Here is a 24156-nt window from a genome sequence, read left to right as displayed (position 1 = left end):
CTAAGCCGTCAGATCGAGCCCCCGCACGAGCCGTTCGGCAAGCCGCGGCTGCCGCAACTGGTCGAGCCACCACGTCAGCGCGCGCCCCTCGTGGTCGCCGCGCCACGCGACATAGAGCACGTTCGGCTCGCGCGGATCGGCGGTCTCCTTTTCGATCAGCTCGCCGCGTTGCAACAGCGACGCCACGCGCTCGCGCGGCAGCCAGCCGACGCCGAGGCCGTCGCGCTGCGCGAGAATCTTCGCGCGCATGCCCGGCAACGCGAGCGAGGCCTGGCCGCCGATCACGCCATACGCGCGGCCCGCGCCCGCGCGCGACGAATCGGCCACCACCACCGCGCGATGCGCGCTGATCCGCTCGCGGCTGAGCGGCTCCTCGGCGGCCGCGAGCGGATGACGCGGCGACACCGCGAACACCCACTCCATCACGCCGAGTTCGAACCAGCGCAGGCCGGCAATCGCGGGTGGCTCGTTGGTCGCGCCGACGATCAGGTCGGCGCGGCCGTCGCGCAGCGCCTCCCATGTGCCGCCGAGCACTTCGTGCGTGAAGCGCAGCCGCACGCCAGAGCCGAGCGCATCGAACGCGCGCACCACCGGCATCAGCAGCTCGAATTCGAGGACTTCGTCCGTCACGACCCACAGCCGGTCTTCCCAGCCGCTCGCGATCTGCTTCACGCGCTGCGTCATGCGCGCCATGTCGAGCAGCAGACGCGCGGCTTCGTCGGCGAGCAGCTGGCCGGCCGGCGTCAGTTGCAGCCGGTAGCGGCGCCGGTCGAACAGCAGCGCGTCGAAACGCGCTTCCAGTTGCCGCGCGGCATGCGAAACCGTCGAGGGCGCCTTGCCCAGCCGCGCCGCCGCGCGCGACAGGCTGCCGGTCGCGCGGATCGCGTCGAGCAGGGCCAGTTCGTCTTCCGACAGCATGTGCGATTCCCTCGAATGAGTGCGCCGCCGACGATGGTAGCGCAAGCCGCTCAGCCCACCGCCTCGAAAATATCCCTGAGCCACTGCGCGAACGCGCGCACCCGCGACGACAACTGCCGGCTCTGCGGATACAGCACCGACACCGGCAACGTCGGCGGCGGAAACTCGGCGAGCAGGATGCGCAGACGCCCCGCCGCGAGGTCCGCCTCGACGCGATAGCGCGGCACCTGGACGATGCCGAGCCCGGCGAGCGCGGCGCCCGCGTAGAGATCGGCGCCCGTCACCGAGACCGCCGACGGCAGCATGATCGCGCGGTCGTGTCCGTCGACGCGGAATTCGAGCGGCACCGGCTTGCCGGTCGCGCTCGACACGTAGTTGACCGCGCGATGCGCGGACAGCGCCGCGAGGTCCGCCGGCTCGCCGTACGCGGCAAGGTAGGCCGGACTCGCGACCGTGACCTGCTGCAGCTGCGCGACGCGCCGCCCGACCATCGACGAATCCTGCAGATTGCCCGCGCGCAGCACGCAATCGACGCCCTCGCGCACCAGATCGACGAAGCGGTCGTCCTCGCCGATCACGAGCTCGATGCCGGGAAAGCGTTCGAGAAACGCGGGCAGCGCCGGCACCACGAAGTGCCGCGCGAGCGTGCCCTGCACGTTCACGCGCAACAGCCCCTTCGGCGCGAGATTCGAAAACGAGCCCTCGGCCTCCTCCATGTCGGCGATCAGGCGCACGCAGCGCTCGTAGTACGCCGCGCCGTCGGGCGTGAGCCGCACCGTGCGCGTGGTACGCTCCAGCAGCCGCGCGCCGAGCCGCTCCTCCATGCGCTGCATCAGATTGGTGACGGTCGCGCGCGGAATGCGCAGGTCGTCGGCCGCGCGCGTGAAGCTCTGCCGCTCGGCAATCCGCACGAACACCCGCATTTCCTCGAAACGATCCATAATCGACGCTCACCAATTATTAAAGCAAATGGAATGATGATGGCGAGTCTAGCGCGATTATCTACGCGCCGAAAGCGCTCATGATTCCCTCTCCATCACCCCTACTGTGAGGACACGCATCATGAACACGAGCAACACGAGCCGGGTCGCCATCGTCACGGGCGCCTCGCGCGGCATCGGCAGCGCGATTGCGCAGCGGCTTGCGAAGGACGGCTTCGCGGTCGCCGTCAACTACGCGTCGAGCGCGGGCGAAGCCGAGGCGCTCGTCGCCGCGATCAGGGACGCGGGCGGCAAGGCGGCCGCAGTGAAGGCAGATGTCTCGAACCCCGACGACGTGCGCCGCATGTTCGAGCACACCGAGCAGCAGCTCGGCAAGGTGGACGTGCTCGTCAACAACGCGGGCGTGATGAAGCTCGCGCCGATCGCCGAGGCTCAGGACGCGATGTTCGAGCAGACTTTCGACATCAACGTGCGCGGCACCTTCAACACGCTGCGCGAAGCGGCCGCGCGCCTGAACGACGGCGGCCGCGTGATCAATTTCTCGACCAGCGTGCTGGCGCTGAACCTGCCGGGCTACGGGGTCTACGTCGCGACGAAAGCGGCCGTCGAGGCGTTCACGCGCGTGTTCGCGAAGGAACTGCGCGGGCGCAACATCACGGTGAACGCGGTCGCGCCGGGTCCGATCGCGACCGCGCTGTTCCTCGAAGGCAAAACCGAGGAGCAGATCGCCAACTTCGCGAAGATGCCGCCGCTGCAACGGCTCGGCGAGCCGGACGACATTGCGTCGGTGGTGGCGTTTCTGGCCGGGCCCGATGCGGCGTGGGTCAACGGCCAGGTGTTGCGGGCGAACGGCGGGCTGGTTTGATAGCTGAGTTGATAGCGGTTTTTTGATAACGGGTTTGACGGCGCGGTGCCTCCGGTTCGAGCGCCGCGCCCCTCGCTCAAACCGCCTTCGGATTGCGCTCCGCGAATCCTTCCTGATGCCAGTACGGATAGGCGGGCCGCACGGCGCTCGCCGCGTCGAGCCTCGCGACCTGCTCCGGCGTCAGATTCCAGCCGACCGCGCCGAGGTTCTGCCGCAACTGTTCCTCGTTGCGCGCGCCGATCAGCACCGTCGCGACGGTCGGCCGTTGCTGCAGCCAGTTCAGCGCGATCTGCGGCACGGTCTTGCCGGTCTCGGCGGCGACTTCGTCGAGCGCATCGAGCACGCGGAACAGATAGTCTTCCGGCACCGGCGGCCCCATGTCGGCGGTCTTGTGCAGCCGGCTCGTTTCCGGCAGCGGCTGGCCGCGCCTGAGCTTGCCGGTCAGGCGCCCCCAGCCGAGCGGACTCCACACGACCGCGCCAACGCCCTGATCGGCGCCGAGCGGCATCAGCTCCCACTCGTAATCGCGGCCGATCAGCGAGTAGTAGGTCTGATTCGCAACGTAGCGCGGATAGCCGTAGCGGTCCGCGAGATCGAGCGACTTCATCAGATGCCAGCCGGAAAAATTCGACACGCCGGTATAGCGGATCTTGCCCGCGCGCACGAGGTCGTCGAGCGTGGACAGCACTTCGGCGATCGGCGTTTTCGCGTCGAAGCCGTGCAACTGGAACAGGTCGATGTAATCGGTTTGCAGGCGCCTGAGCGCCGCGTCGACGGCCTCGATCAGATGGAAGCGCGACGAGCCGACGCTGTTCGGCCCGTCGTCGACACGGAAGGTCGCTTTCGTCGAGATGATGGCCTTGTCGCGCTTGCCCTTGAGCGCCTCGCCGAGCACCGATTCGGACACGCCCCTCGAATAGCTGTCGGCGCTGTCGAACATCGTGACACCCGCGTCGAAGCAGATGTCGATCAGACGCCGCGCTTCGGCGACGTCGGTCGCGCCCCACGCCTGAAAAAATTCGCCCTTGCCGCCGAACGTACCCGTGCCGAAACTCAACACCGGCACCTTGAAACCCGATGCACCCAGATGTCTGTATTCCATTGAAGAATCTCCGTGGCATTGCCGTCGATGAACGGGGGTTCAGTCTACGCGCTGCGTGGCAACGCTGCGCCCAACGGGCATACGCTGCGACTACGCGCCGCGCCCCGCTCCGCTTATCCCGGCCAGCGCCTCGCGCACCGCGTCGATCACGCTGTCCCAGTCGCCGAGCGCCGGCTGCCTGAAGAGGCGCGCGTGCGGATACCACGGCGTGTCGCTGCGTTCGAGCAGCCAGCGCCAGCAGGTGTCGAAGCGGTTCAGAATCCACACGGGCCGGCCGAGCGCGCCGGCCAGATGCGCGGTGGACGTGTCGACCGAGATCACGAGATCGAGATTGGCGACGAGCGCGGCCGTGTCGGCGAAATCGTGCAGCAGGCCCGTGTAATCGGCGACACGGTCGCGAAGCGCGCTCTCTGCGAGTTGCTGGGCGGCCACGCCCTTCTGCACGCTGAAGAAGCGCACGTTCGGCACATCGAGAAGCGGCGCGAAACGCTCGAACGCGAGCGAACGGCGCGCGTCGATCTTGCGCAGTTCGGCGACGTGCGCGCGGTTTTCGCCAGCCCAGACGAGGCCGACCTTCAGGTGCTTCAGTTGCGTCTCTGGTTGCTCCGCCGCATCGGCACCGGCATCGATGCGTTCGCGCCATGCGCTCACCGCCGCGGCATCGGCGAACAGATAAGGTGTGGCCGATGGAATGCTCGTCTCGTCGGTGCGCAGCGCAAGCGGCAGGCTCAGCAGCGGACAATGACAATCGAACGGCGGCAACGGCTGCCCCGCTTCGATCAACTGGTCGACACCGTCGAGCGTCGACAGAAGCCGCCGCAGCGGCGCCGGCACTTCGAGCACGACCTTCGCGCCGAGCCGCGCGACGCTCGACGCATAGCGGCAGAACTGCAGCGTATCGCCGAGACCCTGCTCCGCGTGCAGCAGAATCGTCTTGCCGTCGAGCGGAAAATCGCCGAGCCATGAAGGCTGCGCGAACTCGCGCTTGCCGGCCTGGATGCGGCGGCGCTCCCAGCGCCATTCGTAGGCCCGCCAGCCCGCCTCGAAGCGCCCCATCTGCAACAGACACAGCGCCTGATTCCAGTGCGTTTCCGCCGCGGCGGGATTCAGCGCGAGCGCGCGCTCATAACTTGCCAGCGCGTCTTCGTGACGGTTCAGATCGATCTGCGCGAGACCGAGGTTGTTCCATGCATCGACGAAACCCGGCGCCAGGTCCAGCGCACGCCGATAACTGCGCTCCGCTTCGAGAGGCCGGTTCAGATCGCCGAGCGCATTGCCGCGATTGCTCCACGCGTCGGGGTAAGCCGGCTGCAACGCAAGCGCGCGTTCGCAGCTGTCGAGCGCGTCGGCCGCGCGGCCGAGATCGCGCAGCACGCACGCGCGATTGTTCCAGGCCACCGCGAAATCCGGCGCGAGCGCAAGCGCGCGCTCGAAGCTCGCCAGTGCATCGAGCGGCCGGCTCAGTGCGGCGAGCGCATTGCCGCGATGATTCAGCGCATCGGCGAACTTCGGCTGCAAGGCGAGCGCGCGTTCGGCGCTCGCGAGCGCTTCGCCGTGACGCTGCAAGACATTCAGCGCGTAGGCGAGATTCGAATGCACGGCTGCCTGCTTCGGGTTGACGGCCAACGCCTTGTTGAGCAGATCGGTACCTTCCTGCACGCGCCCCGTCTGCAATGCAAGCTCGCCGAGCCAGCGCAACACGTCGCCATGTTTGGGCTTGAGTTCGAGAATCTCGCGATACAGCTCTTCCGCTTCGACGAGCGCGCCATTGTGCTGAAGCGCGACGGCTTGCCGAAGCATGTGATCCAACTGTTGCGGCAGACTGGCGGGCTTGCTCATGCGGGACGGGAATCGAAAGTTCGCAATATCGTGAAGCGGTATCGCGACGCAAGCGTCTTGCTGGACGCGGCGCACGGCAAGACCGCGAGAAGCGCCCGATTATCGCTGAATTTTCCGCAAGCGCCGCCGATAACCCGTAGACAAGCCAGGCGCCAGGGCACCCCGACGACAACATGGCGCACGACTCGCACCGCAACCCTGGAGAGAATCCGATGGCAGACGAACACCGTGCCAACCACGAGCGCAACACCGAACGCAGCAACCTGACGAGTTCGAACAAGTTCGAACTGCTGCTGTACCGCCTCGGCTGCGTGCCGGGCAGCGACGCGCACGAGCTATATGGCATCAACGTCTTCAAGGTGCGCGAAATCTCGACGATGCCGCCCGTCACGCCGATCGCGGGCGCCTCGCCGTTCGTGATGGGCGCGGTCGACATTCGCGGGCAGATCATTCCGGTGATCGACCTGCCGCGCCTGATGGGCTGCGAACCGACGCGCGGCCTGAACATCCTGCTCGTGACCGAGTTCGCGCGCTCGACCCAGGCGTTCGCGGTCGAGGAAGTCGACGACATCGTGCGGCTCGAATGGAACCAGGTGCTGTCCGCCGACGGCGCGGCGAGCGGCAAGCTCGTCACGAGCATCGCGCGCATCGACGGCAATACCGGCGATTCGCGGCTCGCCCAGGTGATCGACGTCGAGCAGGTGTTGCGCGACGTGTTTCCGTCGCAACACCCGAGCGTCGATCCGAAATCGGTCGGCGAAGTGCTCGGCATTCGCCGCGGCGCGAAGATTCTCGCCGCCGACGACTCCGGCTTCGCGCGCAAGCTGATCGAGCAGGCGCTCAGCGCGATCGGCGCGGACTACATCATGACGAAGACCGGCGAGGAAGCGTGGGCCGCGTTGCAGCAGGTCGCGCGCGAGGCGCAACAGAACGGCACGCGCGCGAAGGACAGCATCGCGCTCGTGCTGACCGATCTGGAGATGCCGGAAATGGACGGCTTCATGCTCACGCGACAGATCAAGGCCGACGAGCGCACGCGCGATATTCCGGTCATCATCCACTCCTCGCTGACGGGCGCGGCCAATGAAGCGCACGTGAAGAACGCGGGCGCCAACGGTTATGTCGCGAAATTCGCGGCGGCCGAACTGGCCGATGCGATCCGTCATGCGCTGGGCGGCGCGGCCGCGAAAGCGGCGGCTTGACCACCTCCGCCGCGCGCACCGCCGCGTGCCCTGGTGCACTTACCGGTGCGCGGTCAGCCCGACCGACAACACCATGCGGCCGATCTCGACACCCATCGTATTGAGCCGCTTCGGCGCATGAAAACCGTCGAGCTTCGCGCGCTGCTCCGCCGTCCCGAGATCGAGCAGCGCGAGGAGTTCGGCGCTCACCGCATAGAGCGCGGCGACGTTGCCGTCCTCGATTTTCACGGCGATACCGAGCGCGCCGTTCGCGCCGAGGCGCGCGGTCTGCGGCGACGCGCGCACGCCGATCGCATAGCTGCCGTCGGCGCCGAGCTTGCCGACCAGCGCGCCGCCGAAGGCCTGCATCAGCAGCGTGCAGAAACGGCCCTCGCCGCCCACCAGTTCCGGGTATGACGTCATCGCGCGATAAATGCGCGCGAGCGCGACCGTGCGCGGCGTCACGTCAGTTGCCCCCGAGGTTGCCCCTGAGGCGACTTCGTCTTCGGCCGCGGCGAGCTTCGCAAACAGACGCGCGAGCCGGTCGAGCGGAAAGGCCGGCGTCGGCAGATTGCAGCCGTCGATCGCCCATTGCACGCCGTCGTCGGGCAGATCGCAGACGCTCGCGACCGTCTGCTTCACGCGCACCTGCAACGGATGCCCGGGTAGTTCGTACCCCGCGAGCGCCGCACCGATCGAACGCGCGCCGGCCAGCATGCCCGCGTGCTTGCCGGAGCAGTTGCTGCACACGCCGCTGGGCGTGAAGCCGCGCCGCAGCCAGTCGGCGTACACCGCTTCCGACAGCGGCGGATGACCGCCGCAGCGCAGGTCCGCCTCGCTCGCGCGCGCCTTCGCGAGCATGCTGCGCGCGCGGTCGATATGGCGCGGCTCGCTGCTGTGCGATGCGCACATCAGCGCGAGATCGGCGTCATCGAAACCGCAGTGCTCGAGCGCGCCGGTCTCGACGACCGCGAGCGCCTGTGCCGGTTTCGCCGCCGAGCGCGCGAGCGTCATACGCGCGGGATCGCCGAACGAGTACAGCAGGCGGCCGCTCGCATCGACGACGGCGACATGCGCGAGATGCGTGTTCTCGACCGACGCGCCGCGATAGATCGTCGCCGCGACCGGCGCAGCATGTGCAACGGGATGCCCCTCGGACAGGCTCATGCGTGGTCTCCTCCTGTTGGCTCACCCGGTGCGTCGGCACGATGGATGAACTCGCGGTTTTATCGATGTTTCGCTCGACACGCGGCGCAAGCCCGACGCCCGGGCAGCAATACTCAACAGCACGCGGCGCACGCCGCAACACTCAGGCGCTCGCCGCCAGTTCCTCTTCGCGCTCCAGCTTCCGCGTGCGCCGCAGTTCCGGAAAAAGCCGCATCCACAGCAACGCGATCGCGATCGTCGCGACGCCGCCGACCAGCACGGCCGGTTGCGCGCCCCACCAGCCCGCGGTCAGGCCCGATTCGAATTCGCCCAATTGATTCGAGGTCCCGATGAACAGCGAATTGACCGCGTTGACGCGGCCGAGCATTTCATCGGGCGTGCGCAACTGCACGAGCGAAAGCCGCACGACGACGCTGATCGTGTCCGATGCGCCGAGTATCATCAGCGCGATCAGCGACACGATGAACTGATGCGAGAGCCCGAACATGATCGTCGCGATGCCGAACGCGATCACGCCGCCGAACATCGCCGCGCCGGGCCGCTCGCGCAGCGGGAAATGCGCGAGCCAGATCGTGCCCGCGAGCGCGCCGATCGCGGTGCCCGAGCGCAGCAGGCCGAGGCCGATCGGCCCCGCGTGCAGCACGTCGCGCGCGAAGATCGGCAAAAGCGCGGTCGCGCCGCCGAACAGCACTGCGAACAGATCGAGCGAGAGCGCGCCGAGAATCACGGGCTCCTTGCGAATGAACGCGATGCCCGAGAAGATCGATTCCAGCGTGACGGGCGCGCGGCTCGCCGGCTTGAGCTGCAGCGGAATGGTCCACACCGCGACGGCGGCGGCCGCGAACGACAGCGTGCAGGCAAGATAGGCCGCACCCGGTCCGACGCCGTACAGCAGGCCGCCGAGCGCGGGGCCGGCGATCTGCGCGGTCTGATTCGCGGAGGTGGACCACGCGGTGGCCTTCGGCAACTGGCCGCGCGGCACCACGGCCGGCAGCAGCGACGACACCGCCGGCGATTCGAACGCGCGCGCCGCTCCCGCGCAGGCGGCCAGCACGTAGATGACCGGCGCGCTGATCCAGCCGCCGAACGTGCCGAGCGCGAACAGTAAGGCGGCGACGCCTTCGAGGCTCTGGCAGACGGCGGCGATGCGGCGGCGATCGTAGCGATCGGCGACGTGGCCGACGACGAGCGTCAGCAGGAACATCGGCAGGAATTGCGCGAGGCCGACGAGGCCGAGCGCGAATGCGCTATGGGTCAGCGCATAGACGTGCCAGCCCATCGCGACGGCGAGCATCTGGAACGACAGCGAGGACAGGATGCGGGTGCACCAGAAACGCTGGAAAGGCGGGTGTTTCGGCAGGCTGAAAGACGGGGAATCGGCGGGATCGACGGGGGCGGGTGACATCGGTGACTGGTTCGTTACGTGATGCGCGGTAGGTAGCTCGCGATGGCTCGCGGTGGCCTGAATGGGGCGGCGCTAGTTTAGAGCAAGACGGCATGACGTGCCGGAAGCGGGATCGGGCGGGGCCCGCCGGACTGGCGTTCCGCTCCGCTTCCTGCCCCGCCGGCGCCGCGCGCGGAACTCAGGTGCGCCGATTATGGCACGGCCGAAAACGGGCGCGCGCAACGAGGCTGCGCGGATTCACGAAGTCCTCATTCAATCTCGGGTACGCTGCGGGATGCGGCTTGTGCAATAGCCGCCTCGCAGTAAGCGGACTTGCTCCGGCAAGACGACGAAGTTTCAATCATCTGGATGGAGGGTATCGACTGTGGCTACCGAGAATGGCGGTTCGCTGTATGTCCTGCAGGCACGTCCACCGGCGATCATCGCCCTGTGGCCCGACGGTTCGCACGAAGTGGTCGTCGCGAATCTGACGCGCACGCCCGACGGCATCAAGGTCGACGTCGAGAACCAGATCGTCTATTGGACCAACATGGGCAGCGGCATCCATCTGATCGACGGCGATCCGGTGCCCGGCGCGGTGCCGCCGAACGACGGCACGATCGAAAGCGCGAAGCTCGACGGCAGCGAACATCGCGTGCTGGTGCCCGCCGGCGTCGCGGGCACGCCGAAGGAACTCGTGCTCGACAAGGAAGGCGGCTTTCTGTACTGGTGCGATCGCGAAGGCATGCGCGTGATGCGCGCGCGCACGGACGGCAGCGAAGTCACCGAACTCGTGCGCACCGGCAACTTCCCCGCCGATACCGGCGACGCGACGCGCCATTGCGTGGGCATCGCCCTCGACAAGCCGAACGGCCATCTCTACTGGACGCAGAAGGGGCCGCCCGATGCGGGCGAAGGCCGCATCTTCCGCGCCGGCCTCGATCTGCCGGCCGGCGCGCAGCCCGATGCGCGCCCCGACCTCGAATGCCTGCTCGATCAGTTGCCCGAACCGATCGATCTCGATATCGACCATCGCGACAGCATGCTCTACTGGACCGATCGCGGCGACGACACGCACGACGGCAATACGCTGAATCGCGCGAAGATCACCGCGGCGGGGCTCGCCGATCACGAGGTGCTCGCGCGCGATCTGCAGGAAGGCATCGGCGTGTCGCTCGACCCGCGCGGGCGCCGTGCCTTCGTGACCGATCTCGGCGGCAACGTGCGGGAGCTGAACATCGACACGAAGCACGAATCGCATTTCACGACGATCGCGCACCTCGGCGCGCTGACCGGAATCGATTACGCGGATCTTTAAGCGCGACCGGCCGGGACGACCCGCGGTATCCGGGCCGTCGTCCCGGCTTGCCGGGACACGCGGGCGCGGCACCACGCGCCCGCCATGTGCAACGCAGCTCTCTAAGCCCTAATCGCTGCCGTCGCGCCGCAGCCTCAGCACGGTCGTCATGTACTCCGTCGCGAAGTCGATAAACGCTTTCACGCGCAGCGGCATTCTGCGCTGCACGGGGTAAATGATCTGCGCGGGCAGCGACTTCGCGCGCCATTGCGGCAGCACCCGCACGAGGCGCCCCGAGACCAGGTCTTCCTCGACGAGCCATTCCGGCAGCACCGCGATGCCGAGTCCCATGCGCACCGCCTCGCGCATGCTCGTCACGCCCTCGGTGATGAACACGGGCTCGACCTGCAGAATCTGCGTCGAATTCCGCGAATACAGCGTGACCTCGCGCGCGCCGCCGAACTGATCGCTGGCGAGCGCGATCCACGGCAGCGCGTCGAGCCCTTCGGGCCGGGTGGGAATCGGGTGGTCTTTCAGAAACGGCGGAGACGCGACGAGGTAGCGCCTGATCTCGCCGAGCGAGCGCGCCACGACGCGCTCGTCAATCAGTGCGCCCGCGAGAATGCCGGCGTCACATCCCTCTTCGATCATGTGCAGCGGCCGGTTCGAATACCCCAGCTCCATGCGCACGGCCGGATGTGCCTGAATAAAGCTGCTGATGAGCCGGCTGATGACGGACTGGCCGAAATCGATCGTCGAAAACACCCGGATATTGCCGCTCAGCTCGGTCTGGTCGTTGCTGAGCCGCTGCGCCGATTCCTCGGCCAGCGACAGCAAGGCCCGCGCGTCGGCCAGCAACTGATGCCCGACTTCGGTGAGGCTCATGCGATGCGTATCGCGACGCAGCAGCACGGCGCCGCATTGATCTTCGAGCGAGCGCAACTGGCGGCTCAAGGTGGGCTGGCTCAGGCGCAGCTTGCGCGCCGCAGCGGAGATGCTGCCGCTGTCCACGATGGCGACGAAGGCGCGCAACAGGTTGAGGTCGTCGAATATGCTCATACGCTGGAAGCATAACCCATATACTGGTCATACGGCTACCGTGGAGGTCCGGACGGCGCGATGATTCACCCATCGCATCGATCACAGATCAATCACCCCGTCAGAAGGAGCCTCACCATGACCACCCAAGCCAAAGTCGCCATCGTTACCGGAGCATCGCGCGGCATCGGCGCCTCGATCGCGAAGCGCCTCGCTGCGGACGGCTTCGCCGTCGTCGTCAACTACGCGGGCCGCGCGGCCGACGCGCAGGACGTCGTGGCATCGATCGAAGCCGCGGGCGGCCGCGCCACCGCGATTCAGGCCGACGTCTCGGTGCCCGCGCAGGTCGCCGCGATGTTCGACCAGGCCGTCACGCTGTTCGGCGGCGTCGACGTCGTCGTGAACAACGCGGGCATCATGCAGCCGGGTCTCGTGCCGCTCGTCGATACCGACGACGCTCTGTTCGACCGCCTCATCGCGATCAACCTCAAGGGTACGTTCAACACGCTGCGCGTGGCCGCGAAAAAACTGCGCAGCGGCGGGCGCATCGTCAACTTCTCGAGCAGCGCGACGGCACTCGCGATGCCGGGCTATTCCGTCTACGCCGCCACGAAGTCGGCCGTCGAAACGATGACGAACATCTTCGCGAAGGAACTGCGCGGCCGCAACATCACCGTGAATGCGGTCGCTCCCGGACCGACCGCCACCGAGCTGTTCCTCAAGGACAAGACGCCCGAGCAGATCGAGCGCCTCGCGAAGATGCCGCCGCTCGAACGCCTCGGCCAGCCCGACGACATCTCGGCCGTGGTCGCGTTCCTCGCCAGCGACGCGGCCAGCTGGGTCGACGGTCAGACGCTGCGCGTGAACGGCGGCATCATCTAAGCCGTCCTTCGCGTCGCCTCGACTCATCACCCTGAACTCATTGCAAGCAAGGAGCCCGACATGAAAAACATCATCGTCGTGACCGGTGCATCGAGCGGCTTTGGGCGCCTGAGCGCCGAAGCGCTCGCGAAGGCCGGCCATATCGTCTACGCGTCGATGCGCGCCACCACGGGACGCAACGCGCCGACCGTCGCGCAGATGGCGGCATTCTCGCAACAGCATGGTGTCGATCTGCGCACCGTCGAACTCGACGTGCTCTCGCAGGAATCGGTCGACGCCGGCATTGCGCAGATCATCGCCGAACACGGCCGCATCGACGTCATCGTCCACAACGCGGGCCATATGGCCTTCGGTCCCGCCGAAGCGTTCACGCCGGAGCAATTCGCGCAGCTCTACGACGTCAACGTGCTCGGCACGCAGCGTGTGAATCGCGCGGTGCTGCCGCAGATGCGCAAGCAGAAGCGTGGTCTCGTCGCCTGGGTGTCGAGCAGCAGCTCGGCGGGCGGCACGCCGCCCTATCTCGCACCGTATTTCGCGGCGAAGGCGGCGATGGATTCGATCGCGGTTCAATATGCGCGCGAACTGTCGGGCTGGGGCATCGAGACGTCGATCATCGTGCCGGGCGCCTTTACTTCCGGCACCAACCACTTCGCGCATGCGGGCCGTCCCGCCGATGAAAGCGTGCTCGAAGCGTACGAAAGCGGACCGAACGCCGGGCTCGGCGAGCGCATCCAGCAGGCCTTCGCCGCGATCGTGCCGGCCGATGCCGATGTCGGACTCGTGGCGCAGGCGCTCGTCGACGTGGTCGATGCGCCGGCGGGACAGCGGCCGTTCCGCGTGCACGTGGACCCGGCGCAGGACGGCGCGGACGTCGGCTTTGCCGTGCTCGATCGCCTCAGGGCGGAGATGCTGCAGCGAGTCGGGATGGCGGAGTTGTTGAAGCCGCGGGTGTATTGAGCCTGTGTTTTAGACCGCTCGCAAAGAGGCAACGGCATGCGCCGTTGCCTCTTTGTTTTTTTGGGTGATCCGCACCGAAGCGGACGGCATTCCGGTCACGCAATCGACCGGCCCATCACGCGCCGCCGGTTCCAGCCGAGCCACACCGCCAGCAAAGCGATGAAGACGAAAACGCCGGACACGTTCGCGAAGAGGCTCGCAACCGGCAGATTCATCGCCAGCAGCACGCCGCCAAGCACGGACCCGATGACCGACCCCAGCTTGCCGACGCCGATCGCCGAGCCGACCCCGGCCGAGCGCAGCAAGGTCGGATAAAGCATGCCCGCGACCGCATAGAGCGCGAACTGGCTGCCGATCACGCAGACACCGCTCGCGAACGACGCGGCATACAGCCAGACAGCCGGCATCGGCATGCCCAGCGATACGCACACCGGCAAACCGAGCAGCGCGAGCAGCAGGATCACGACAACGCCGTAGCGGTCCACGTAGCGGCTCAGCGCGAGCGCGCCAACCGTGCCGCCGACCGGAAACATCATCGCGGCCTTCGCCGCGTGAGCCGCCGGCAGCGCGCTCATGCTGAACAGGATCGGCAGCCAGTTCTGCAAAAACTGCAACGCTAGCGAATTCAGAATGAAAAGCGCCCACAGCAAAGGCGTCACGGAAACGAGGCCGTTGCCGAACAGCGCAAGCGGCGTCGCCCGGATACGCTGTTCGTCGTGGACGAGGTAGCGCGCGTACGGGCCAGGGTCGGCGGCGTCCGAACCGAGACGGCGCACGATGCGGGCGATCTCCCGTGGGGCGCGTCCGTTGAGAATCAGAAAGCGGATGGACTCCGGCAACACGGCGAACGACACGACGGCCACTGCGACGGCCGCCACTCCGCCAAGCTCGAAAAGAACCGGCCAGCCGAAGCGCGGCAACAGCCAAGACGCGATCGCGCCGCCACCGCCGGCGCCAATCGAGAAGCCTGAAAACATCAGCGTGATCCATGTCGCGCGGCGCGCCTTGGGCGCGTATTCGGAAACCAGCGCAACGGTATTCGGCACCACGCCGCCCATGCCGATGCCGGCCAGAAAGCGCAGTACGGTCAATTGATCGAGCGAGGTCGCGAAGCTGCACGCAAAGGTCAGGATGCCAAACCACAGCGCGCCGTAGATGATCGTCAAACGTCGTCCTATGCGATCGCCCATGAAGCCGAGCAGTAACGAGCCCACCAGCACGCCGGCGAGACCGTAGCCGAAGACATGGCCGAATTCCGCGGGCTTGACGTGCCACGCGTGAATCAGCGTCGGCGCCGCATACGCTGCGGCAACCTGATCGTAGCCGTCGATCAGCACGATCAGAAAACACCATGCGATCAGGCGCAGCGCAAAGCCGCGCAATCTTTGCTGCTCGATGAGGGCCGAAACGTCGATAGCGCGCCCGGTCTGCGGGACCGTTCGTGAGAGGCCGTTCATCGCGAATCGCCGAGTGCCGAACGCATCTCCTTGACGCGCGCGTCCTCTTGCTTGTGCTCGTCGCCGAATCGCGCGCGATACAGCACCGCGAGCACGGCCGAGAAAATCGCCGCGACGAGGAACAGCCCGGACGCGGCGTAGAACATCCGCGCAATCGGCAGATGCATCGACAGCAGAATTCCGCCGATTACGGGCCCCGATACCGAGCCGATCTTGCCGACCGAAATCGCACTGCCGACGCCCGCCGAGCGGAACGACGTCGGGTAGATCATGCCGGCCACCGCATACAGGCCATATTGCGCGCCGACCACGCAGAAGCCGGTCGCAAACACGGCGAACATCAGCCACGCCTCGGACATGCCATGGCCGAGGAAGGCGACGACAGGACAGCCGATCGCCGGCAGGGAGATGATCGCGAGCACACCGTGACGGTCGACGAAACGGCACAGGATCAAGCCGCCGAGCACGCCGCCCACCGAGAACATCGTCGTGATGAGACCGGCGCTCTGCGGATTGATGCCGACGCCTTCCATCAGGATCGGCAGCCAGTTCTGCAGAAAATACAGCGCCATCGAATTGACGATGAAGACGATCCACAGGAGCGGCGTGATCGCACGCAGGCCGTCGGAGAAAATCAGCTTGAGCACGAAGCGCTTCTTTTCCTGCACTTCGCCGGGCACGAACAGCGCGTCGGCCGGCAGCGCAAGCTCGGGACGCAGGCGCGCAACGAGCTGGCGCACCGTTTCGATGCTGCGCCGGCGCACCACCAGCAGCTTGGCCGACTCCGGCAACATCACCGCCAGCAGCAGCGCGACCGCGAGCGAGCCGATACCGCCCACCACGAACATCACGGGCCAGCCATAGCGATGAATCAGCGCGGACGAAACGATGCCGCCCGACCCCGCGCCGATCGAAAAACCGGAGAACATCAAGGTCACCCAGGTGGCGCGCAATCTTTTGGGCGCGTATTCGGCGACCAGCGCGACCGAATTCGGCACCACCCCGCCCATGCCGAGCCCGGCAATGAAACGCAGCAGCATCAGGTCCTGCAACGAAGTCGCCCAGACGGACAGGAGCGTCAGCGCGCCGAAGAACAGGCTGCCCGACACGATGGCGCGCTTGCGGCCGAAGCGGTCGCCGAAATAGCCGAAGATGAACGAGCCGATCAGCGTGCCGAACAGCCCCGCGCCGAAGACCGCCCCGAAGCCGCCGCGCGCGACATGCCACTCCTTGACGATGGCCGGCGCGGCGAACGAGACCGCGGTCTGATCGTAGCCGTCCATCAGCATGATGAGGAAGCACCAGAACAGCAAGCCGATGGCGAAACGTCCTGTCTTCTGCTCTTCGATGAGTGTCGAGATGTTAAATGTACGGTCTGCTTGCATGTGCGTTCCAAAATGCCGGTCAGACGGCGGCGCTGCCGCGCGCCGCCCCTCTGTTCTTACTTCCCGTCGACGCCATCGCCGGGAGCCTCAATATACGGCCCGCGAGCGGGCGGCAGAATCAAAAAATCCCGATGATCCCATCGAAATAGCTGAAGAACGTTGCACCGCGCGGCCTGCCCGCCAGATGGCCGGCGCGCGCGACGCGTCAAAACATCTGATTGATACCGATGCGCCCAACCGTCTGCGCACTCGAACTCGACGTCTGGTAACCGAACTGCTGCGCGTGGGCATTCGGGCCCGACGCGCGCTGCACGCCGACGCCCGCGTAAATCTGCGTGCGCTTGGACAGGTAGTGCGTGAGAAACAGGTTGTACTGGTTGTACGTGAGCCCGTCGAACATCGAGCGGTTATACGAAATGCCGAGGATGTAGAAGCGCTTGCCGCCGCTCAGGTCGATGTTGACGCCGGCCTGGTAGTTGCGCTCCGAGATCGAGCCCTGCGAGTTTTCGAGCTTCACGTCGGTGAAAGTAAGGTGCGGCACGAAGTAGCCCACCGCAACGGAGCCGCCGAGCGCAATCGTGCTGTAACGATCGGCGTTGAACAGCGTGCCCGGCTTGAGCGTCTGCCCGAGCACCGAGGTCACGCCGAAGATACCGTTCAGATCGGCGGTGCGGTCGTGCGACATCGAATACGCCGCGCCCAGTTTCACCGCGCCGTTTTCGTAGTGCGCGCCGATGCTGTACTGACGCCCGTCGCTGAAATTCGGCTGATTGCCGAAGCTGTTCATCACGCCGGCTTGGAAGCCGCGGTAATTGATCGTCTCGTAGCTGACGGAATTGTCGAGCGCCCGCGTGTTCGCGAGCCCGTCCAGATTGCCGACCGTATAGAACGACGAGATGCCCGGCACCGAGTTGTTCAGCGCGCCCACGTACTGGTACACGTAGTCGGGAATGTGCCCGAGGCTCAGCGAGCCGAAGCGGTCGTTGCTGATGCCGACGTACGCGTCGCGGTTGAAGAAGCTCGTCGGATTGATCTGCGCGCCGGTGTTGGTCAGAAAACCCGATTCGAGCCGCGCAAACACCGTGTTGCCGCCGCCGATGTCTTCCTTGATCAGGAACCCGAAGCGGTCCGGCGTGCGCTTGCCCGCCGACTGCTGATACAGATGCGACCCGTGCGAATTCGAAACGAAATCGACACCCACATCGACGCTGCCGTACAGCGTCACCGATGATTGCGCGAACGCCGGGCACCCCAGCACGAACGCACAGCTACCCAACAACAAGCTCGTCGTTTTCAAAAAATGTCTCCAATGTCTTTCTTATCGCCGACCGCCTGTTTGCGGACCGATCCCCACCTGGCCTGCGCGCGGGCCCGTTCGCCGCGCGCCTGGCTGTCTCTTTAAGCTGCCTTGAGTTACCTTTACGCCAGAGGTTGCCGAGAGTGTAGCCAATGGATTCAGGCTTTTGAATCGTGAATTCTTTATCAATCCATCGAACAAAACGAATAAAGTCTTTAACGATCGGTAAAAACACCAGGAGAGCGCGATTAATCAATGCGCGCGCTTCTATTAGATGAAACCCGGTGCTAACATCCGCCGCGTCGAGATTATGGATTGGCGTTCGGGAGACTCCTATGAATGGGAAAGGCATGCCGCCGCGGCGCATGGTGGTCGGAATCAGCGGCGCCTCGGGCGTCATCTACGGCGTGCGGCTGCTGCAGCTTCTGCGCAAGCTCGAGATCGAAACCCACCTCGTGATGAGCCGCTCGGCGCAGGTCACGCTGGCCCACGAATCGGACTACAACGTCGCCGACATCCGCGCGATGGCAAGCGTTTGCCACTCGAACACCGACATCGGCGCGTCGATTTCGAGCGGCTCGTTTCCGGTGCTGGGCATGATCGTCGCGCCCTGCTCCATCAAGACCCTCGCGGAAATCAGCACCGGCATGACGAGCGGCCTGCTCGCGCGCGCCGCCGACGTCACGCTGAAGGAGCGCCGCCGTCTCGTGCTGATGGTGCGCGAAACGCCGCTGCATCTGGGCCATCTGCGCAGCATGACGGCCGTCACGGAAGCGGGCGCGATCGTCTATCCGCCCGTGCCCGCGTTCTACGCGAACCCCGAGTCGCTGACCGACATGGTCGACCACACGCTCGGCCGCGTGCTCGACCTGTTCGGGCTCGACAGCGCGACGGTGCATCGCTGGGGCATGTAAGCGCGCGGCCGGCTTATCGCCGGCCGTGCGCGAATTATCAAAATTCAGTGATGATTCATTCGGATTAATTTGCTTCTTTCGTGCGATTCGCTGGATTAAAGTAATTCCCGATTCCAGCGGATTTACCACTGACAAATATTATCGATTGCCTGATAGGCAATTTCGATAAGAATCGCCCATTACGAAAAGGTCGAATCGTCGAATGAAGATAGTTATTGCAGGCGCCGGTATCGGCGGATTGACGGCCGCCGCCGCGTTATTGAAAAAGGGTTTCGACGTCACGGTGTTCGAGCAGGCCCAGGAACTCAAGGAGATCGGCGCCGGCGTGCAGCTGAGTCCGAATGCCACGCGCGTGCTGTATCAGCTCGGCGTGGGCGATGCGCTCGACGGGCTCGCGTGCGAACCGCTCGGCAAGCGCGTGCGTCTGTGGAACACCGGCCAGAGCTGGCGTCTGTTCGATCTCGGTACGCAATCGCGGGCACTCTACGGCTATCCGTACTTCACGCTGCATCGCGCCGACCTGCACCAGAAGCTCGCCGATGTGGTCCGCGCGCTCAAGCCCGACGCGATCCGCCTCAATCACAAGGTGGAAAGCTTCTCGCAACAGGACGGCAAGGTGCGCGTGCAGGCCGTCGGCGGCGAAACCTGCGAAGGCGATCTGCTGGTCGGCGCGGACGGCGTGCATTCGCGCGTGCGGCGCGCGCTGTTCGGTCCCGACGAACCGGTCTTCTCCGGCGTGATGGCATGGCGCGGCGTGATCGACGCGAGCAAGCTGCCCGAGCATCTGCGCGAGCCGTACGGCGCGAACTGGGTCGGCCCGGGCGCGCACGTCATCCACTATCCGCTGCGCGGCAACAACCTGATCAATTTCGTCGGCGCCGTCGAGAAGTCGGGCTGGCAGGTCGAATCGTGGTCGGAGCGCGGCACGCTCGAAGAATGTCTCGGCGACTTCGCGGGCTGGCACGACGACGTGCGCACGCTGATCTCCGCGATCGACATTCCGTACAAGTGGGCACTGATGGTGCGCGAGCCGATGCCGCGCTGGAGCCTCGGCCACGCGACGCTGCTCGGCGATGCCTGCCACCCTACGCTGCCGTTTCTCGCGCAGGGCGCCTGCATGGCGATCGAGGACGGTTATCTGCTCGCGCGCTGCCTCGAACGCCATGCGCGCGACGTGCCCGCGGCGCTGCAACGCTACGAGGCGCTGCGGCTCGAACGCACCGCGAAAGTCGTGCGCGGGTCGGCGGCCAATGCGACGCGCTTTCACAATCCGCAGCTCGCGCACGCGGAAGGCGCGGCCGCGTATGTGGACCGCGAATGGAGCGAGGAGCGCGTGAAGGAGCGCTACAACTGGCTGTTCGAATACAACGTCGACACGCTCGAAGTTTGATCCGCACGGGCGCCGCCTCCGACGCGGCCCCGTACGACCCCGCCCAACAAGGAGACACCGTGTCCATCGCCCCTACTCGCCCGGCGCCCGTGCTCGGCCTGCATCACTTCGCCTGGCGCTGCCGCGACGCCGAGGAAACGCGTCACTTCTACGAAGACCTCCTCGGCCTGCCGCTCGTTCACGTGATCCGGCTCGACCACGTGCCGAGCACGGGCGAATACTGCCCCTACGTGCACCTGTTCTTCGAAATGGCCGACGGCTCGAACATCGCCTTCTTCGATCTCGGCGACGCCACGGCCGCGCTGCCGTCGCCGAACACGCCCGCGTGGGTCAATCACATCGCCCTGCGGCTCGGCGCGCCCGAACAGCTCGAAGCGATGAAGGCGCGCCTGCTCGAGCACGGCATCGACGTGCTCGGCGTGACCGACCATCACTTCGTTCGCTCGATCTACTTTTTCGATCCGAACGGCTTGCGTGTCGAACTGACGGTGCCCGTCGCGCCCGCCGAGGAACTGGCAGGCTATAGAATGCGGGCCCGGCCGGCGCTCGACGCCTGGACCGCTGAAAAGAACCAGGCCGTTCCGGAGACACGCGGCGCATGAGCACGCTCAATTTCACGCATGATCCGGCGCGGCACAGCTGGATCGAATCGGCGAATGCCGCCGACACCGATTTCCCGATCCAGAATCTGCCGTTCGGCACGTTCGAGCGCGACGGCGAACAGCGCACCGGCGTCGCGATCGGCGATCGTGTCGTCGATCTGCGCGCACTGCAGCGTATGGCGCTGCTCGACGGCGACGCGGCGCTTGCCTGCGCATCCGCCAGCGAGGCGACGCTCAACGCATTGATGGCGCTCGACGTCCGCCATGCGAGCGCCCTGCGCGGCGCATTGTCGAACCTGCTGAAACACGACGCGCCCGCGCGTGCGCGGCTCGAAGCGTCGCTCGATGCGGTGCTGCCGCGCATGAGCGAGGTGACGCCGGCGCTGCCTTGCACGATCGGCGACTACACGGACTTTCTGACCTCGTTGCATCACACCGAGCGCCACGGCCGCTACAAGGGCCTCGCCGTGCCGCTGCCGCCCGCCTTCAAGTCGCTGCCGATCGCCTATCACGGCCGCGCGTCGTCGCTGCGCGCGAGCGGCGGCGAGGTACGGCGGCCGCACGGCCAGTATCGCGACGCGCACGGCAACGTGTGCTTCGGGCCCGCGCCGATGCTCGACTTCGAACTCGAACTGGCCGCCGTGATCGGACGCGGCAACGCACTGACGCAACCCATTCCGGTCGACGAGGCACGCGCGCATATTTTCGGCTACTGCCTGCTCAACGACTGGTCGGCCAAGAGCATTCAATGGTTCGAGCAGGTGCTCGGACCGTTCCTCGGCAAGAGTTTTCATTCGAGCGTGTCGCCGTGGATCGTCACCGAGGAAGCGCTCGCGCCGTTTCGCAAGGCCCCGCCTCGGCGCGCGGCCGACGACCCCGCGATCCTGCCGCATCTTCACGGCGCACACGACCAGCAGCACGGCGGCCTGCATCTCGAACTGTTCGCGCATCTGTCGACGGCGGCCATGCGCCGCGAGCGCATCACGGCGGCGCGCATCACGCAGACTCACCTCGACAATCTGTACTGGACGTTCGCGCAGATGGTCGCGCATCACACGAGCAACGGCTGCAATCTGCGCACGGGCGACCTGCTCGGCAGCGGCACGATTTCAGGCGCGAGCGATGCCGCGCGCGCCTGCCTGACCGAACTGAGCGAAGCGGGCAAGCAGCCCATCGCGCTGCCGGGCGGCGAATCGCGCATCGAACTCGAAGACGGCGACGAGATCGTGCTGAGCGCGCGCGCGAGCGCACCGGGCGCCGTATCGATCGGCTTCGGCGAATGCCGCGGACGCATCGCGCCGGCCTTGCCCTACCCTCAACCGGCAGACGCCGCCGCGCACGGAGCGCACTGAATCATGACGACGCTCAACGGTTTCACGCAATTCGGCGACGGTCCGCATAAAGTCATCGTGCTGAACGGCTGGTTCGGCAGCTCGGTCGACTGGCACGCGCTCACGCCGGCACTCGATCCCGAGCGCTTCGGCTACGCGTTCTTCGACTATCGCGGCTACGGGCTGTCGCACGAGATCGACGGTGCCTTTAGCTTCGACGAAGTCGCCGGCGACGTGCTCGCGCTCGCCGATCATCTCGGCTGGCCGCGCTTCAGCCTGATCGGCCATTCGATGGGCGGCATGGCGATGCAGCGCGTCCTGCTCGCCGCGCCGGAACGCATCGTGAAGATGGCCGGCGTATCGGCGGTACCCGCGTGCGGCTCGCGCATGGACGACACGCGTCTCGCGATGTTTTCCGCCGCCGTCGACGACGTCGCGAAGCGCGCGGGCATCATCCACTTTTCGACGGGCAGCCGGCACGCGGCGCGCTGGAGCGCCAATCTCGCCCAGCAATCGCAACGCGAGTCGCGGCGCGAAGCGTTCGCCGCCTATCTGCCGCACTGGGCCACCGGCGACTTCGCCGCGCAGGTCGAGGGCAACCCGACGCCCGTGAAGCTGTTCGTCGGCGAACACGATCCGGCCATCACCGTGGACCTGATGACGCGCACGTGGCTGAAGTGGTATCCCAACGCCACGTTGGAAAGCTTGCCCAATGCGGGACACTATGCGATGTACGAAGTGCCGGTGGCACTCGCCACCGCACTGGAGAACTGGCTCGCCGAGCCCTAACGAACGAACCAACGAACCAACGAACCAACGGACCGCCCATGCGGCAGTCAGGCATGCCCGTACGGACGCAGCGACGAACTGACGGACCAACAAACGACGGGCATGCCGCAGGAGACACTATGTACGACACCACCTATCTGCGCGCGACCTCGCTGGCCGAGGCGGTCGGCTGGCTGCGCGAGCATGACGAAGCGCGGCCGCTATCGGGCGGCATGACCCTGATTCCCACGCTCAAGCAGCGCCTCGCGGCACCGTCGCATCTGATCGATCTCACGCGGATCGACGCGCTGCGCGGCATCGAGGTGCGCGGCGACGTCCTGCGCATCGGTGCGCTGACCAAGCATGCCGAAGTGGCCAACTCGAACGTCGTACGCGAAGCAATTCCGGCGCTCGCTCATCTGGCGAGCCTGATCGCCGATCCGCAGGTGCGCAACCGCGGCACGATGGGCGGCTCGGTCGCCAACAACGATCCCGCCGCCGACTACCCCGCCGCCGTGCTCGGTCTGAACGCGCACGTCGTCACCTCGTCGCAGCGGCGCATTCCCGCCGACGCGTTTTTCATCGACACGTTCGAGACCGCGCTCGCCGCCGACGAGCTGATCGTCGCGATCGAGCTGGCGATTCCGCGCCGGGCCGCCTATGCGAAGTACCGGCATCCGGCGTCCGGCTACGCGGTGGCCGGCGTGTTCATCGCGCAGTACGACGACGCGATGCGCGTCGCCGTGACCGGCGCGGGCGCCTCGGTGTTCCGCTGGTTCGACGCCGAGACCGCGTTGCAGCAGAACCTGGCGCCCGCGGCGCTCGAACCGCTGTCTGTCGAGCGCGACACGCTGCCCGACGACGACAACGCTTCCGCGTCGTATCGCGCGCATCTGATCGAAACTTATACCCGCCGCGCACTGCAGGCGCTGCTCGCGTCGTAACGGCGCGCGCTCATCGAGGAGACAAGGATGGAATTCACCGGATCGCAAACCATCGCGGCATCGCGCGAACAGGTATGGCAAGGACTCAACGACGCAGCCGTGTTGCAGGAATGCGTGCCTGGATGCGAGTCGTTCGAGGCCGATAGCGAAGACCAGTACAAGGCGGTCGTGGTGGCATCGGTCGGGCCCGTGAAGGCGCGCTTCAAGGGCACGCTCGAACTGTCGGAACGCGACGCGCCGAACGGCTACCGGATCGTCGGCCAGGGCGAAGGCGGCATCGCGGGCTTCGGCAAGATGACCGCCACCGTGACGCTCGCCGATGCCGAGGACGGCACGCTTCTGACCTACGTGGCCGAAGCGCAGGTCGGCGGCAAGCTGGCCCAGATCGGCTCGCGCCTCGTCACCTCGGTGGCGAACAAGCTCGCCGCCGAATTCTTCAAGCGTTTCAACGCGACGATGAGCGCGGCCAGCCAGAACGCCGGCCAATGAGCGCTTCG

Annotated in this window: 22 protein-coding genes; 12 read left to right on the top strand and 10 right to left on the bottom strand. The window is 66.4% G+C overall.

What is annotated here, in order from left to right; translation table 11 throughout:
* Positions 1 to 918, bottom strand: coding sequence for a LysR family transcriptional regulator (locus tag F3J20_RS24510; RefSeq protein ID WP_167040355.1), 918 nt, complete (start codon positions 916 to 918; stop codon positions 1 to 3).
* Positions 919 to 968: 50 nt separating this feature from the next.
* Positions 969 to 1859: a LysR family transcriptional regulator gene (locus F3J20_RS24505; RefSeq protein ID WP_167040357.1), complete on the bottom strand. Its 891-nt coding sequence runs from the start codon at positions 1857 to 1859 to the stop codon at positions 969 to 971.
* 121 nt (positions 1860 to 1980) lie between these two features.
* Here F3J20_RS24505 and F3J20_RS24500 point away from each other — a divergent pair, with 121 nt between their 5' ends.
* Positions 1981 to 2724: an SDR family oxidoreductase gene (locus F3J20_RS24500; protein ID WP_167040359.1), complete on the top strand. Its 744-nt coding sequence runs from the start codon at positions 1981 to 1983 to the stop codon at positions 2722 to 2724.
* 76 nt (positions 2725 to 2800) lie between these two features.
* Here the strand turns inward: F3J20_RS24500 and F3J20_RS24495 are convergent, their stop codons facing one another.
* Both F3J20_RS24495 and F3J20_RS24490 read right to left on the bottom strand, forming a co-directional pair.
* Complete coding sequence (locus F3J20_RS24495; protein ID WP_167284782.1) at positions 2801 to 3826, bottom strand: aldo/keto reductase; 1026 nt, start codon at positions 3824 to 3826, stop codon at positions 2801 to 2803.
* Between the two features lie 90 nt (positions 3827 to 3916).
* Positions 3917 to 5665, bottom strand: coding sequence for a tetratricopeptide repeat-containing glycosyltransferase family protein (locus F3J20_RS24490; protein ID WP_167284781.1), 1749 nt, complete (start codon positions 5663 to 5665; stop codon positions 3917 to 3919).
* A gap of 212 nt (positions 5666 to 5877) precedes the next feature.
* Here F3J20_RS24490 and F3J20_RS24485 point away from each other — a divergent pair, with 212 nt between their 5' ends.
* On the top strand, positions 5878 to 6867 hold the full coding sequence (locus tag F3J20_RS24485) for a chemotaxis protein (protein ID WP_167040365.1): 990 nt from the start codon (positions 5878 to 5880) through the stop codon (positions 6865 to 6867).
* 39 nt (positions 6868 to 6906) lie between these two features.
* Here F3J20_RS24485 and F3J20_RS24480 read toward each other — a convergent pair whose 3' ends face one another.
* Both F3J20_RS24480 and F3J20_RS24475 read right to left on the bottom strand, forming a co-directional pair.
* A complete protein-coding gene (locus tag F3J20_RS24480; RefSeq protein ID WP_167284780.1) occupies positions 6907 to 8013 on the bottom strand; it encodes an asparaginase in 1107 nt (368 codons plus the stop codon).
* A gap of 142 nt (positions 8014 to 8155) precedes the next feature.
* Positions 8156 to 9418 (bottom strand): MFS transporter, encoded by a 1263-nt coding sequence (locus tag F3J20_RS24475; RefSeq protein ID WP_167284779.1) that lies wholly within the window; start codon positions 9416 to 9418, stop codon positions 8156 to 8158.
* Between the two features lie 364 nt (positions 9419 to 9782).
* On the opposite strand from F3J20_RS24475, the gene F3J20_RS24470 reads away from it, so the two are divergent.
* On the top strand, positions 9783 to 10715 hold the full coding sequence (locus F3J20_RS24470) for a hypothetical protein (protein ID WP_167284778.1): 933 nt from the start codon (positions 9783 to 9785) through the stop codon (positions 10713 to 10715).
* Between the two features lie 108 nt (positions 10716 to 10823).
* Here the strand turns inward: F3J20_RS24470 and F3J20_RS24465 are convergent, their stop codons facing one another.
* Positions 10824 to 11753 carry a LysR family transcriptional regulator gene (locus tag F3J20_RS24465; RefSeq protein ID WP_167040373.1) on the bottom strand — a complete coding sequence of 310 codons (930 nt, stop codon included), beginning with the start codon at positions 11751 to 11753 and terminating at the stop codon, positions 10824 to 10826.
* A gap of 117 nt (positions 11754 to 11870) precedes the next feature.
* Between F3J20_RS24465 and F3J20_RS24460 the strand changes: the two genes are divergently transcribed.
* Positions 11871 to 12614, top strand: coding sequence for an SDR family oxidoreductase (locus tag F3J20_RS24460; RefSeq protein ID WP_205192724.1), 744 nt, complete (start codon positions 11871 to 11873; stop codon positions 12612 to 12614).
* A 60-nt stretch (positions 12615 to 12674) separates the two neighbouring features.
* On the top strand, positions 12675 to 13571 hold the full coding sequence (locus F3J20_RS24455; protein WP_167040377.1) for an SDR family oxidoreductase: 897 nt from the start codon (positions 12675 to 12677) through the stop codon (positions 13569 to 13571).
* A 95-nt stretch (positions 13572 to 13666) separates the two neighbouring features.
* Here F3J20_RS24455 and F3J20_RS24450 read toward each other — a convergent pair whose 3' ends face one another.
* From F3J20_RS24450 to F3J20_RS24440, 3 genes are all read right to left on the bottom strand, one after another.
* On the bottom strand, positions 13667 to 15028 hold the full coding sequence (locus F3J20_RS24450) for an MFS transporter (RefSeq protein ID WP_167284776.1): 1362 nt from the start codon (positions 15026 to 15028) through the stop codon (positions 13667 to 13669).
* A complete protein-coding gene (locus F3J20_RS24445; protein ID WP_167040381.1) occupies positions 15025 to 16413 on the bottom strand; it encodes an MFS transporter in 1389 nt (462 codons plus the stop codon). The genes F3J20_RS24450 and F3J20_RS24445 overlap by 4 nt, the downstream gene beginning before the upstream one ends.
* Before the next feature lie 205 nt (positions 16414 to 16618).
* A complete protein-coding gene (locus F3J20_RS24440; RefSeq protein WP_167040383.1) occupies positions 16619 to 17710 on the bottom strand; it encodes a porin in 1092 nt (363 codons plus the stop codon).
* Positions 17711 to 18045: 335 nt separating this feature from the next.
* Here F3J20_RS24440 and F3J20_RS24435 point away from each other — a divergent pair, with 335 nt between their 5' ends.
* The 7 genes from F3J20_RS24435 to F3J20_RS24405 all read left to right on the top strand — a co-directional run bounded on the left by F3J20_RS24435 (position 18046) and on the right by F3J20_RS24405 (position 24148).
* Complete coding sequence (locus F3J20_RS24435; protein ID WP_167040387.1) at positions 18046 to 18624, top strand: UbiX family flavin prenyltransferase; 579 nt, start codon at positions 18046 to 18048, stop codon at positions 18622 to 18624.
* 202 nt (positions 18625 to 18826) lie between these two features.
* Positions 18827 to 20014: an FAD-dependent monooxygenase gene (locus F3J20_RS24430; protein ID WP_167284775.1), complete on the top strand. Its 1188-nt coding sequence runs from the start codon at positions 18827 to 18829 to the stop codon at positions 20012 to 20014.
* Positions 20015 to 20079: 65 nt separating this feature from the next.
* Complete coding sequence (locus tag F3J20_RS24425; RefSeq protein ID WP_167040482.1) at positions 20080 to 20616, top strand: VOC family protein; 537 nt, start codon at positions 20080 to 20082, stop codon at positions 20614 to 20616.
* On the top strand, positions 20613 to 21968 hold the full coding sequence (fahA, locus tag F3J20_RS24420) for a fumarylacetoacetase (protein WP_167284774.1): 1356 nt from the start codon (positions 20613 to 20615) through the stop codon (positions 21966 to 21968). The genes F3J20_RS24425 and fahA overlap by 4 nt, the downstream gene beginning before the upstream one ends.
* A 3-nt stretch (positions 21969 to 21971) precedes the next feature.
* Complete coding sequence (locus tag F3J20_RS24415) at positions 21972 to 22736, top strand: alpha/beta hydrolase (RefSeq protein ID WP_167284773.1); 765 nt, start codon at positions 21972 to 21974, stop codon at positions 22734 to 22736.
* Between the two features lie 119 nt (positions 22737 to 22855).
* Positions 22856 to 23659: a xanthine dehydrogenase family protein subunit M gene (locus F3J20_RS24410; protein WP_167284772.1), complete on the top strand. Its 804-nt coding sequence runs from the start codon at positions 22856 to 22858 to the stop codon at positions 23657 to 23659.
* Between the two features lie 27 nt (positions 23660 to 23686).
* Positions 23687 to 24148, top strand: a complete 462-nt coding sequence (locus F3J20_RS24405) for a carbon monoxide dehydrogenase subunit G (RefSeq protein WP_167040397.1) — start codon at positions 23687 to 23689, stop codon at positions 24146 to 24148.
* The last annotated feature ends 8 nt before the right edge of the window (positions 24149 to 24156 follow it).

Origin of the sequence: Paraburkholderia sp. Cy-641, assembly GCF_011752945.1 — a bacterium.
In the GTDB taxonomy this organism is placed as follows: Bacteria; Pseudomonadota; Gammaproteobacteria; order Burkholderiales; family Burkholderiaceae; genus Paraburkholderia.
Note: the sequence above shows the minus strand (reverse complement) of the source record. Positions and strands in the feature narration are given on the sequence as shown.